At 35.6% G+C, this 13113-nt stretch carries 15 protein-coding genes; 10 read left to right on the top strand and 5 right to left on the bottom strand.

Annotation, left to right across the window (positions count from 1 at the left end; genetic code table 11):
* Positions 1 to 34: 34 nt before the first annotated feature.
* A complete protein-coding gene (locus CEQ21_RS07680) occupies positions 35 to 934 on the bottom strand; it encodes a LysR family transcriptional regulator (protein WP_185763975.1) in 900 nt (299 codons plus the stop codon).
* Between the two features lie 161 nt (positions 935 to 1095).
* Here CEQ21_RS07680 and CEQ21_RS07675 point away from each other — a divergent pair, with 161 nt between their 5' ends.
* The 4 genes from CEQ21_RS07675 (at position 1096) to CEQ21_RS07660 (ending at position 4158) form a co-directional block, all read left to right on the top strand.
* Positions 1096 to 1833, top strand: coding sequence for an SDR family oxidoreductase (locus tag CEQ21_RS07675; RefSeq protein WP_185764142.1), 738 nt, complete (start codon positions 1096 to 1098; stop codon positions 1831 to 1833).
* A gap of 104 nt (positions 1834 to 1937) precedes the next feature.
* On the top strand, positions 1938 to 3110 hold the full coding sequence (locus tag CEQ21_RS07670) for an MFS transporter (protein WP_185763974.1): 1173 nt from the start codon (positions 1938 to 1940) through the stop codon (positions 3108 to 3110).
* An 18-nt stretch (positions 3111 to 3128) separates the two neighbouring features.
* Positions 3129 to 3383, top strand: coding sequence for an HPr family phosphocarrier protein (locus CEQ21_RS07665; protein ID WP_185763973.1), 255 nt, complete (start codon positions 3129 to 3131; stop codon positions 3381 to 3383).
* 139 nt (positions 3384 to 3522) lie between these two features.
* Positions 3523 to 4158, top strand: a complete 636-nt coding sequence (locus tag CEQ21_RS07660; RefSeq protein ID WP_185763972.1) for a DUF1349 domain-containing protein — start codon at positions 3523 to 3525, stop codon at positions 4156 to 4158.
* 72 nt (positions 4159 to 4230) lie between these two features.
* On the opposite strand, the gene CEQ21_RS07655 is transcribed toward CEQ21_RS07660, so the two are convergent.
* On the bottom strand, positions 4231 to 5166 hold the full coding sequence (locus CEQ21_RS07655) for a substrate-binding domain-containing protein (RefSeq protein WP_185763971.1): 936 nt from the start codon (positions 5164 to 5166) through the stop codon (positions 4231 to 4233).
* A gap of 205 nt (positions 5167 to 5371) precedes the next feature.
* On the opposite strand from CEQ21_RS07655, the gene modA reads away from it, so the two are divergent.
* The 6 genes from modA (at position 5372) to CEQ21_RS07625 (ending at position 9648) form a co-directional block, all read left to right on the top strand.
* Positions 5372 to 6184, top strand: coding sequence for a molybdate ABC transporter substrate-binding protein (gene modA / locus CEQ21_RS07650; RefSeq protein WP_185763970.1), 813 nt, complete (start codon positions 5372 to 5374; stop codon positions 6182 to 6184).
* 6 nt (positions 6185 to 6190) lie between these two features.
* Positions 6191 to 6847: a molybdate ABC transporter permease subunit gene (modB, locus tag CEQ21_RS07645; RefSeq protein WP_185763969.1), complete on the top strand. Its 657-nt coding sequence runs from the start codon at positions 6191 to 6193 to the stop codon at positions 6845 to 6847.
* A 141-nt stretch (positions 6848 to 6988) separates the two neighbouring features.
* Complete coding sequence (locus tag CEQ21_RS07640) at positions 6989 to 7204, top strand: hypothetical protein (protein WP_185763968.1); 216 nt, start codon at positions 6989 to 6991, stop codon at positions 7202 to 7204.
* 237 nt (positions 7205 to 7441) lie between these two features.
* Positions 7442 to 8041: a histidine phosphatase family protein gene (locus tag CEQ21_RS07635; RefSeq protein WP_185763967.1), complete on the top strand. Its 600-nt coding sequence runs from the start codon at positions 7442 to 7444 to the stop codon at positions 8039 to 8041.
* Between the two features lie 169 nt (positions 8042 to 8210).
* Positions 8211 to 8759, top strand: a complete 549-nt coding sequence (locus CEQ21_RS07630; RefSeq protein ID WP_185763966.1) for a sigma-70 family RNA polymerase sigma factor — start codon at positions 8211 to 8213, stop codon at positions 8757 to 8759.
* Entirely contained in the window at positions 8752 to 9648 is an 897-nt protein-coding gene (locus CEQ21_RS07625) for a hypothetical protein (protein WP_185763965.1), read from the top strand. Before CEQ21_RS07630 ends, CEQ21_RS07625 begins: the two co-directional genes overlap by 8 nt.
* Positions 9649 to 9839: 191 nt before the next feature.
* Here CEQ21_RS07625 and CEQ21_RS07620 read toward each other — a convergent pair whose 3' ends face one another.
* The 3 genes from CEQ21_RS07620 to CEQ21_RS07610 all read right to left on the bottom strand — a co-directional run bounded on the left by CEQ21_RS07620 (position 9840) and on the right by CEQ21_RS07610 (position 13064).
* Positions 9840 to 11063, bottom strand: a complete 1224-nt coding sequence (locus CEQ21_RS07620) for a sugar efflux transporter (RefSeq protein ID WP_185763964.1) — start codon at positions 11061 to 11063, stop codon at positions 9840 to 9842.
* Positions 11064 to 11082: 19 nt separating this feature from the next.
* A complete protein-coding gene (locus CEQ21_RS07615) occupies positions 11083 to 11937 on the bottom strand; it encodes a Cof-type HAD-IIB family hydrolase (protein WP_185763963.1) in 855 nt (284 codons plus the stop codon).
* Between the two features lie 581 nt (positions 11938 to 12518).
* Positions 12519 to 13064, bottom strand: a complete 546-nt coding sequence (locus CEQ21_RS07610) for a TetR/AcrR family transcriptional regulator (protein WP_185763962.1) — start codon at positions 13062 to 13064, stop codon at positions 12519 to 12521.
* Between the last annotated feature and the right edge of the window lie 49 nt (positions 13065 to 13113).

Below are 13113 nucleotides of genomic sequence, written 5' to 3'. Positions count from 1 at the left end.
AATCTATGTTTTTTGTGACAAAAAAAATAATTCCTTATGACATACTTGAAAATTTAGTTTGGATGTCTTGTAAAAATACGGAAGCAGCAGTGGAAAAGACATGGTGCTTTTTCCAAACAATATTTAATCCTGATTCTAGTTTTGGATTAAGTGGTCTAAAGCAAAGATTGCTGTCACTAGAAGTATTCACAATCTTATCAAGGGTTATAGCATAACCAATGCCCTCCTCAACCATTATGGCAGCATTAAAGGCGAGATTGTATGTTGTTACTACATTTAATTTTTCAAAATCCTCTCCAAACCAGTCTGCAAATTCATTTTTTGAATAAGATTGTTGGATGGCTTGGCGTGAACAGATTAACGGCACATTAAGTAGGTCAGCCGATTGAATCGTGGCTTTAACTGCAAGTGGACTGTCTTTTCTCATGACAACTCCCCAAACATCTTTATCAGGGATATTGATATAATTATATTTGGACAAATCGGCGGGTTGAATTAAAAGGCAAAAGTCAAGTAAGCCCTTATCAAGTCGATCTGTTACATCTTCTTCATTGCCGCTGTAAAGATGATAGCGGATATTAGGGTATTTTAGCTGTACTTCCTTAACTACACTTGCAATTTGCTTCATAACTTTCGTTTCTCCGCCACCTATGTAAACATCACCGCTAACGGTATCCTCCATAGCGGTAAATTCAGCCTCTAATTTACTGACCATATTGACAATTTCTTCCGCTCTTTGTCTTAATATCAACCCTTCATCTGTCAGAATGATGCTGTGACTGCTGCGAATAAACAGTTTTTTTCCTAAGGCTTGCTCCAAGTCCTTTAATTGTCTGGACAAGGTTGGCTGTGTAACATGCAGCGAGTCCGCTGCTGCTGTTATACTTCCTTCCCTTGCAACTGCAAGAAAGTAACGTAATACTCTTAGCTCCATTTTGTTACAGCCTCCTTTTAATTGTTTAGTATATATATATCTGAAATGCTTTTCAAGCATATCTTGTTATTTGATATAGGTATTTGTTATATATAGGTGCAGTCGCTAAAATAAATACCAACAGAATAAAAGTCAATAAGAAGAAAGGAATGTTAGCTTATATGTATTCTATTCAAGGCAAAGTTGTTGTAATCATGGGGGCATCAAGCGGAATTGGTGAAGCGACCACTAAAAGACTGGCAGAAGCAGGAGCTAAGTTGGTAATAGCAGCTCGCCGTGAAAACCGATTAAAGGCTATTGTTGACAAAATACCTAATGCTGACGTTTCGTATACAGTTGCAGATGTGACAAAAGAAGATGAAGTGCAAGCAGTGGTTGACCTTGCGGTGGAAAAATATGGACGGGTAGATGTGCTTTTTAATAATGCTGGTATTATGCCAACAGCATCTCTGTCGGAAAAACGCTTTGCTGAATGGCGTCAACTATTAGATATTAATATTATGGGCGTGTTAAATGGGATTGCTGCAGTGTTACCTATCATGCAAAAACAACAATCTGGACAAATTGTGACGACGGATTCTGTCGCTGGACATGTTGTTTTTCAACAAGGAGCAGTTTATTGTGGAACTAAGTTTGCAGTTCGAGCCATTATGGAAGGCTTGCGTCAAGAGGAACGTCATCACAATATCCGCAGTACGTTAATCTCTCCAGGAACGGTAGATACAGAGCTTCACACAACCATTAATGATATAGAAAGACGAAATTGGGTAGAGAATCTTCAACGTACGAACGGTCTGCAAGCAAGCGATGTAGCCGAAGCGGTTGCTTATGCAATTAGTACTCCTGAAACTGTCGCAGTTAGTGAAATTATTATACGTCCAACAAAACAAGAAGACTAATAAAAACTTCTAGTAAATAATAATTCTGCCACAAAAATCTAACAATAATTTGTGGCAGTTTTTAGATTATCTCCGTTTTCAATTCTCATAAGAGGTGAATTTTTTTGGTTAAACAAAACAAGCTACTTATATTTATATTAACGATTGGTGTGTTTGGCATTATTAATACGGAAATGGGTGTTATTGGCATACTGCCATCATTGGCAGAACATTTTGGTGTTAGTATATCAAAAGCAGGATTGTTAGTTAGTCTTTTTGCACTCGTAATTGCTGTTTCTGGTCCGACAATGCCTTTATTTTTTGCAGGCATTGATCGGAAGAAGGTAATGCTCCTAGTTTTAGGAATTTTCGTATTAGGAAGCGTTGTTTCCATATTTACTACTAACTTTACAGTGGCATTACTTGCCCGGATTGTACCAGCTTTTTTTCATCCGATTTATTGTTCATTAGCTTTTTCAGTTGCTGCTGCATCTGTCAGCAAAGCAGAAGCCCCAAAAGCTGTTTCAAAGGTGTTTATAGGAGTTTCCGCTGGCATGGTTATCGGTGTACCAATTGCCAGCTTTCTTGCCAATACAGCTTCCTTACAAATGGCAATGGCCTTCTTTGCGCTTGTTAATACAATCGCATTCATTGCTACGCTGATATATATACCTTCCATGCCTGTTAAAGAGAAGCTTTCTTACGGCAGTCAATTATCTGTGCTAAAAAAACTAATAACGTGGCAATCGATTGTTGCAGTTATTTTCCTTAATTCAGCAGTTTTTGGCGTGTACAGTTACTTAGCTGAATATTTGAAAACTGTAACAGCTATGTCTTCCAATAGTATTACCATCATGTTAGTCGTATTTGGAGGAGCTAATATAATTGGCAATATTGTCGCAGGGAAGCTGCTAACAAATAATGCCGCGAAATCTGTAATGATTTTTCCCTTCGCATTGGTGGCGGTTTATATAGCGTTATTTCTGTTTGGACAGTTTTCGATTCCTGCCGCTGTTATTATCTTAGCTTGGGGAGTTTTAGCTGGAATAGGTGGTAATATCAATCAATATTGGATAATGTCTTCTGCTCCTGAAGCACCTGATTTTGCCAACGGTTTATTTATCTCTTCTTGTAATGTAGGAACAACAATTGGTACGGCAGCAGGTGGATTATTTATTTCAGGCATCGGAACAGAATATGTCATATTTGTTGGGATATTATCCTTAATATTAGGTTTAATATCTATTATTGTAAGAAACTACTCAAAGCAATCTCAAACAAAACCACTTGCCAGTTAACATTTAGGAGGGAGTGAATTGTTGGTAACAAAATTAACAGTTGGATTGCCTCGTGGACTTCAAGCAAGAAATACAACTATTTTTGTCTTTACAGCACGTTCCTTTAACAGTGATGTCATTCTTTCAAAAAGCAGTAACTCTTCAGACGGGAAAGAAATAATGAAGGTTATGGACTTAAATGTGAGCAATGGCGATGAAGTTACTTTATATGTTAATGGTGAAAATGAAATGACCTGTATGGATACACTAAATAATTTTCTGTTAGACAAGTAATAACGTATACCCCTAAGAAATTCATTTCCTACCTTGCCATAACTACTATTTAAGAAAAAAATCTACTTTTATTTATTCTATTAATAAAAGGATAGTATACTATATATGTTATATATTTCTAAAAATGGAGGTTATCGGTATGGGGAAATGGATTTTACAGGAGAATTTTGAAGGCACAGAGTTAAATAGCTTACTTAAATGGCGGTGTGAACCTAAGACATGGGTTATTGACAGAAGCAGTTCTCAATTGAAGGTAGAAACTGATCTAGAAACAGATTACTGGCAAAAAACACATTACGGATTTGAAGTAGATAACGGACATTTTCTGTATGTACAAACAGATAAGAACTTTAGAATGACCACAAAAGTTAAAGCTTTTCCAAAATCGAAATACGACCATTCTGGTTTAATGATTCGCTTTTCAAAGGATGTCTGGGTTAAAACGTCTTTAGAATATATTACAAGTAGCTTAAGTAAACTCGGTGCAGTTGTTACAAATAGAGGATACTCTGATTGGTCAACACAACATATGGAATCAAAAGAGGTTGAGTTATACTTTCGCATTTCAAGAATTGCACAAAATAGCTATGTTGATTTTTCTTGGGACGGAAAAGAGTGGCTGCAAATACGGATAGCTCACTTGGACATCCCTGAGAATGCCCTTATTTCAGCTGGCTTATTCGCTTGCAGCCCTCAAGGAAAGGATCAAGCTGTTCATTTTGATTTCCTTTCCATTCAAGAACTGTCATCAGATCCAAACGAGGCTTACCTATAATCAGCTGCTTATGAAGATACTCATAATAAGCTTTACTTTCAGTTACCGAGGGGTAACTTTTTTTGAGAAGTCTTAAAACGTTTCATTAATTATAGTTCCGGTTTTTGAAATATCATAATCTCCTAAAGAATGAATGTCTGCCTGAAATTGCGCTGAGGATAGTATAGTCTTTACTTTCTCGATAAGTGGTTGATTTTTGGAAGTTTTTAACATTACTAAATCATAGCTTTCTGTTATTAATGGTACGAAATCTATGCCAACCATTCTGGCCGCTTTTTCAATGCCTACTCCCGCATCTGCGATTCCGCTTGAAACAGCAGACGCAACACTATAATGATTCGATTCTTCATGATGGTAGCCTGTAATATCACTAGAGAGAATATTATTTAGTCTGAGCTGTTCATCAAGGAGAATACGTGCTCCTGAACCTTTTTCTCTATTAACAAGCTTAACTCCTTTATCCTTTAAATCAGACCATGTGGTTATGTTTAAAGGATTCCCCTTTTTAACATACACTCCAGCTCTCCTTGATAAGAGATGGAGTAAAATATATGGCTGTCCAACTAATATCTTTTGTAAATAGGGCAGATTATACTCACCTGTATCTCCATCATACAAATGTAAACTAACAATATCATTTTTACCACTATACATAGCTACAAGGCTATTTAAACTTCCCGAATAAGATCGTAATGCTTGATAGGTAGACTCTTTCTCGAGATATTTACCTAGTATGTCGAGAACCATATCTTGTCCACTTATAACAATTGTATTAAGGTCCTTTGTTTCACTAATGGAAGATTTAAGTTCAGTTGCTTTAACAGGTCTCAATTGGTTTGTTTTTTGACTGTTTATGTACGTATTTAAATCCTCTGCGTTGATTCTCATTTGCCTGCCAACACGGAATACAGGAATTTCTCCTTTTTTAACAATGTCATACATAGTTAATTTTGATACTTTTAATAGTTGAGATACTTCTTCAATTGTATAGGAAAACTCTTTTGACATATGCATCCCTCCACTTTGTATTTTAACGTAATTTAGTAAGAAAAGGAGGATTTATTAAAATAGCTATTGAATGGGGCGGACCACTGTAGTGTAAATCAATTTCCCAAAATTCACACAATCTCCTCATTTTTACAGATTTCGACCTTTCATATTAGTTATAATTAGTTATAATTAAATATAACCAATTATAATAAGGAGTAAAAAAATGAAAAAATTAGGGCTTTCTTTATTTTCAATGTTTATGGTATTAATCATCATTACTGGTTGTGCTACTAATGAGCAATCGGGTGCAACAGAAGAAAAAGAAAATCAAGAATCAACTCAAGAGAATGTTGAACTGACAATCTCAGCTGCTGCGAGTTTACAAGATGCTTTAACTGATATTCAGAAAGACTTTGAGAAGGAACATCAAAATATTAAACTTAGCTTTAATTTTGGAGGATCTGGGGCACTGCAACAGCAGATTTCTCAAGGAGCGCCAGCAGACATCTTCTTTTCTGCTGCAGAGGATAAATTTCAAAAGCTAGTGGATGATGGACTTATTGATGAAAAGAACGGTACAGATCTAGTTGGTAATGAACTTGTCCTTGTCACACCTAAAGAGGCAGATAAAGGAATAAGTACCTTTGCGGATTTAACAAAAGCCGATAAGATAGCACTTGGTACCCCGGAATCTGTTCCAGCAGGACAATATGGGAAGGATTCGTTAGAAAGTCTTGGTCTGTGGAGTGAGATTGAAGGGAAAGTCGTATATGCAAAAGACGTAAGGCAAGTACTTACATATGTGGAAACGAATAATGTGGATGCAGGTATTGTTTATAAAACAGATGCATTATCCTCTGATAAAGTTGAGATAGCTGCTGTTGCAGAGGAAAAGACACATGATGCAATTATTTATCCAGTTGGGGTTATCAAAAATAGCTCTCATTATAAAGAGGCTGAGCTATTTTACGACTATTTAAAAAGTGATGCCGCTCTGAAAGTTTTAGAAGAATATGGATTCAAGGGACTAAATTAATTCTACATGGCAACTAATTTTTGGACACCCGTTCAATTATCCATTGAAATTGCAGCTGTTTCCACGCTATTAGTCATTATTTTTGGGGTGTTTTTAGGAAGGCTTATGGCAGTCAGGAAGTTCAAAGGGAAAATAATAGTTGATACGATTTTCCTTTTACCGTTAGTTTTACCACCGACCGTTGTAGGTTTTTTATTAATCATCATTTTCGGACGAAATAGTCCAGTAGGTCAAATTATTGAGTGGTTTTTTAAGCAGCCAATAATGTTTACCTGGTGGGCTGCGTTAATTGCTTCAACTATCGTTGCGTTCCCGCTAATGTATCAATCTGCCAGAACAGGGTTTGAGGCAGTGGATGAAGATATTGAGAATGCTGCTCGAGTGGATGGAGCAAGTGAATACCGCTTATTAATGTTTATCTCCATTCCGCTAGCCAGTAAAACAATTGTTTCAGGAGCCATTTTAAGCTTTGCAAGAGCCTTAGGGGAATTTGGAGCAACGTTAATGTTTGCGGGGAATATACCTGGCAAAACACAAACCATTCCGACAGCCATTTATGTTGCACTTGATTCGGGAAACATGGAAATGGCTTGGTTATGGGTATTGAGTATAATAGCAATCTCTTTCTTGATGTTGATATTTGTGCATTTTATTAGAACTTGATGCAAAGATAAAGTTTCATGTTGAAATGCTCATAGCCTCCACTTTGTCCTGTGGAGGTTGTTTTTGGTTTGTCACATGTATTTGACCTAAAGCATGCTTGCATCTTTCCGCATAAAATAACAAACAGAAGGGGGGATTATTTTGCATCCTACTATCATTACAGGACTTAATGGAGGAACTATTTATCAAAACTTTCCTAATCCAGCATATGGAGCGTGGAACCAACAACTGCTTGGAAGCCCGCCGTATCATTATAATATTGGCGGATATCAATTTATGATATCACCAAGACCTCCAGGGGAACAAATATTCTTTCCATATGTTGGGCCGAACGTGCCAGCAACATTTAGAAAATGAATCAGCCGGCTGCTATTCGCTACTGGCTTTTTTTTATTAAGTACAAATTAGGCATTTTCATCGATAATTAGGTCATTATTTATTACATAAGTAAATAGATATTTAATATGACGCTATTTGTTACCCTAAGTCTGCTAGGCAAACACAAAAATATGATAGCGCTTTCTTTTGTCTTGGTGGATAATTTACATAGAGTATATTCAAATCAGATTTTCAAGAAAGTAGAGGAGGAACTACATGAAAAAGACGCTGTATCTTATGAGACACGGACAAACATTATTTAACCAAAGACGGAAGATTCAAGGCTGGTGTGACTCACCACTAACATCATTAGGTATAAATCAGGCAAAGGCTGCTGCAGAATACTTTAAAGAGCGCAATATTGTATTCGATCATGCGTACTGTTCTACTTCTGAAAGAGCTTGTGACACACTTGAGCTTATAACTAGTATGCCATATACAAGATTAAAAGGATTAAAGGAATGCAGTTTTGGCACCTTTGAAGGAGAAAGTGAAGACCTAAATCCACCATTGCCCTACAATGATTTTTTTGTGAAGTATGGCGGAGAGGATCAAAAGGAAGTACAACAGAGAATGGTTACGACTTGTCAAAAAATAATGGACGAAGATAATGCGATTGTTCTAGCTGTGTCACATAGTGGAGCTTGCCGAAACTTCATGAGATATTGGGAATATACAAGTAATATCAACCAACAAGTGAAAATCGGAAATTGCTGCATCCTAAAATTCGAATACGAAAACAATCAATTCACCCTTATTGAAATAATAGATCCTAATGTAAGTGATATAAGAGATGAATTTTCTGTAGTTTCTTAATGTATTACATGTTTTAAAAACACGTGTAACAATATAAAGGCATGAGTTAAGCTTTTTTCTAACTCATGCCTTTTAATTTTTTTAAAACATATATGGTAAAAAAAGAAACCTTATCGCATTTTAAGTCGTCAATAGATAAACCTACAGGAAGGAGAGGATTAACCTCGCCATGTTATTAAGCAATAGGGAGTCACATCTAGATAGAAATGAGGATAATTTAAAAGAACTTATTGATCTCTATGCTGAGAGTATCAAAATGTTAGCTTATACATATGTGAGAAATTGGTCAGCAGCTGAAGATATTACACAAGATGTATTTATAAAATGTTATGAAAAAATGAATGAATTTAGAGGTGAAAGCTCACATAAAACATGGCTTTATAAGATTACCAGAAATAAATGTAAAGATTATTTGAAAAGTAAATGGTATCGTGCATTTATTCCGACAGACTTTACGAAGGAAAAGTTAGTAACCAGCAATGAGTTTTCTGTGGAAGACAGAGTAATAACCAAGTTAGATGATTTAGAACTATCATTGAAGGTATTAGCACTGCCGACCAAATATCGAGAAATTATTATATTATTCTATTACGAAGAACTAAAAATCAAAGAAATAGAGAATCTAACAAATTTGAATATAAGTACTATTAAAACTAGGTTAAGACGGGGAAAACAAATCCTTCAGAAGAAGCTGGAAAGGAGCGAGGGAAATGAGTAACTTGAAGTCATTAAGAAAAAGCATGAGCAACTCCATTTTACAACAAGGAAAAATGAGTATTACTGATAAAGAAGAACTATATAAAGCAGTGCTTCTACATAGAAAAGCAAGGAAAGGTTTCTCATTTGCACCAGTACTTTCTATCGCTGCTATTACTTGCTTCGTTGTATTTTTTGGTGGATACATAATAAACCAAACAGGTAACTCTGGAAATCAGCATAACCAGGTGATTCCTATTGATAATGAAAAGGAAGAACAAAATAATCAACAATTTCCTAATCTAGCAAGCTTTTTATATGAATTAAACGTTAAGTTGCAAGAAAAGAATAATCTTCATGTTAAAGAAACAGATTATGCAAAACAAGTTGGAGAATTTGCTGAATATTATTCTAACCAATTTTCTTCTACTTCAAAGGAAACAGCGCTTATTGACGGTTTGATAGAGATAGGTAAATGGAGTAAATATCTCCAACAGGCTGATAATGATGACAAAAGAAGTGAAATTATGACAGAGCTAGATGACGTTGTTGAGCAATTAATAATGATTGCTGAGAATTACGGTATTGAAGATGAGAGAAATAACATAATAGAAAAACTGGAATTCGCAAACATGGAAGATTGGTTAATTAGTTTGAAAGAAAGTATCCATTCTGAATCCTATAAACCATATGCTGATAGAGGAGATTTCGAACAAAATATCGGCTATGCAGCAAGTGCGTATGCTAAACATTATGCTGCGTTAGAAAAAAATCCAAGTACAAAACAACAATTAGAAAAAGCAGCGGAAGTGGCAGAACAAATAGAGAAAGAAAGAGACGAAGAACAAAGATCAGAGTTATTGAATAAATTAGATTTAATGGCTGATAGATTGTTAAGAGATAAATATTAGAAGGAAGAACAATCTACGATTAATCCAGATGCTAACTGCAACTGGATTTTTTATATATTTTCATCTTTATTTAATAAGCGTATATTAACTCTCACACAGTCGGGGCTATTAGCATGGCAATAAAAATTCAAGCAATGAAACTTTAGTGATAATATAGACAGGATAAATCCTGTCTAAGTTGCTATAGATAACTATAAAGTAGGAGCACTCTCTGCTGTATTATCTATCCTTCGATCTGCATTAACTCTCCAAAGGATAAAGAAGGAGAGCATTACCAGCAGCAGACAAACTATGTTAACAAACCGATAGCCTATCAATGTGGCAAAAAGACCGCCACCAAGATTGCCTACTAATCTTCCAATAGTAGAGCCGTTTGAGTAGATAGTTGCTGACATACCAGGTGAATTAGGAAGCAAGTCGGTAAAATAACTAAGCCCATTTCCCATAACGATTGCAACGAAAACAGCTTGAAGTAACTGTGCTGCTATAATTATCCAAGAAGTTGTGGAGGTTGTTAGAATAATAAAATAAAGACCGGCAATAAAACAGCTCATCATCATTAATGAATGATTAGTTATTTTTTTGCTTAAGGCACCAAGCGCAATCATTATTGGAATTTCTAAGCCTGCACAAACACTGACGACAATGCCCACGATAGCATGGCTGCCATGCAGTTCATTAACAATAAAAAGTGGTGTATTTATTGCATTAATAGCATTAACTGCAAAGAGAAGAATGAAGGCGAAAAAAGGGAATTTTATTTGCTTGTTTTTAAATATAGAAACAGGAGTTTGTGATTTATTCTTCTTTTCAGTAGCGATAGTATTACTTTGATTTCGGAGAAAAAAGACTACGAGTGCTGCAATAATCAGGAAAATGGCTGAAGTACCAAGAAATAGTCCATTATAACCAGCTATTCCTAAGATCAAAGTACCTCCCAACGGCCCAATAAGGAAACCAAGTGAAACAAGGGAGCGTAATGTAGAAAGTGCAAATGTTTTATCATCACTTTTGCTAGCATTGGCCGATTCCTGTGCGAATGCGAAGATTTGAGGCATAGCAGCAGCCCCTAAGCCGTTAAATAGTGTAACTACAATTAACAAAACAAAATAGTTATGAAATAGTAAATAGGATACATACCCAATAGCAGAAGAAAGCATTGCTATTACTATGATTGATTTTCTGTTAATGCCGTTGTCTGACTGCTTGGCAATAAAAGAATTTATGAATACGCCACTAAGGGAGCTCACAGCCATGAAAATCCCAAAGGTTCCCGCGTTCATTCCCAATTCTTCGGTTGAATACAATGATAAGTAGGGCATGGTTATAGAGATACCTGTGCCGACGAGGAGCATACAAATCATGAAAAGGCTATACCCTTTAATTGTGAACAATTTCCTTATGCGTATTAGCATTCCTTTTCACCACCTTTAATTAATCCGTTAAAATATATTTTTCAAAAGCGTAAGCTACTCCGTTTTCATCGTTTGATAGTGTTACTATGTCACTATGTTTTTTTACTTCTTCCTCTGCATTCCCCATTGCAATAGACAAACCAGCCGCATGAAACATGGGGATATCATTAATTTCATCCCCAATAGCTACCGTATTTTCAATAGGAATATTAAAAAAGCGAGCCATTGCCTTTAGTCCATTTCCTTTATGTCCATTAACGTGAGTGACTTCAAGATTAAATGGAGAGGAGGAGGTAACATAAGTGTCTTCAATTGCTTCTAAAAGTGCTTTAACCCGGTTTTTTTGGATGGGATCAAGACCTAAAATAAGAAACTTTATTACGGAAGATTCAATATTTAGTACTTCTTCTGGTTGATTAAAAACGGGCTGACCATACACATGCGGAGGTGTCGTAAACATTGTATAATCCTTGTGGTCGTAATATTCACTTGGGACAAGGCCGGATACTACCACCTTTTCAAAGCGGTCAAGCCAATCAATATGTGCAAATGTACTTATATTTGTACATATTTTATATGGCATTACTTCTTTTTCAAGTTCTAACACAATCTTTTGGCATTGAAGCAGCGGTAGTGAGGTTAACTCGATTAATTTTCCATTAGCGTATATTTCTGTTCCGTTGTTTCCGCCCACATGTAAATCTAATTGATATTTTGCGAGCTCTGCAATCACCGGCGTTGCCGATCTTCCAGTTAATGCCATCACGATATGCCCTTGTTCTTGTGCCTTCTGGATTGCTTGAATAGTCTCGCTGGTAATTACCTTTTTCGAATTTAAAGTAGTACCATCCAAATCAAGTGCTATAAGCTTCATCGGTTTTCTCCCCTTACTTGTTGTGTATATTAGTTTCAAAAAAGCTTATAATTTGAAAATTGTATTATATTATCCATAAAGTTAGTCGTTTTTGGATTTTTTTAGTAATTAAAAGAAAACGTTATCAATAAAAGGTTGAAATTGGTTGTTTATTAAAATGGAACAGTTTTATTATTCTTTTTTTACGCATTATAGTCAATACAGGTTAATGAACAATTCACACTGATTTGTTCATTAATAAACAAATCGTTTGAAAGTAACAATAGATAGCATTCATTCAAAACAAACATAAACGAAACAATCCCGAATTTATATCGGTAATGCGAAGGAGGCTTGGATAAATATTTTTTTACTATTCTGTGTTTGTTGTGAAATGGAGCGGAGGCGACTCGACTATAAAGGGAAATAGAGGAAAGCGCGAGGACGAGCGTAATGAAACGAACTAATCTTAAAGACAAGCACTATTTAAAATTCCACGGTTCATTGTTTCAACGTTAAAAAAACTGAACCATTAATCGATAATCGATAAAATAGTTCAGTTTTAACCTAGTTTAATACTTGATGCCACCAACTCTTCGTATTTACAAATTTCGTTCTAATAAAATCCCCACTTGTAACGCCATTTCTTGAGGTGAGATTGGCATGCCTTTAATAACCCACCATTCCACTAATCCAACATATGACGTAACAATGAATTGAAGAAGAACCTCTTCTTGCAATTCGGTATTTTTTTCTTTAGAAGTATCAACCTCATCCTTGAATTCTTCGATTAGAAATTCATGAAATTGGCTTCTGAAATAAGGAGCACCTTTGCTTTTGAGCATAGTTGAAATGAAAAGGTAATTTCTTTCAAGGTAGTTAAACCAAGGTAAATTTGCTTCACTGTATTCTGACTCTGAAGTAGCTTCGCATAAGTCTCGCATACTATTAATATGTTCTGCTATAAGCTTTTCCAAGAGATCGTATTTATCTAAGTAATGAAGATAAATCGTTCCTCTGCTTACATTTGCCTTATCAGAAATATCTTGAATTGTAATGTCATCAAACTTCTTCTCAGACATAAGCTCAATAAGGGCATTTTTAATTGCTTCCTGCGATTTTAGGATTCTTCTATCTACTTTAGCCACTAGTATCACCACTTTAAGTAATAAAATCTACATACAATTATATACTCCT

This window comes from Niallia circulans, from assembly GCF_007273535.1.
In the GTDB taxonomy this organism is placed as follows: Bacteria; Bacillota; Bacilli; order Bacillales; family Cytobacillaceae; genus Niallia; species Niallia circulans_B.
This window is presented reverse-complemented; position numbering and strand designations above follow the sequence as displayed.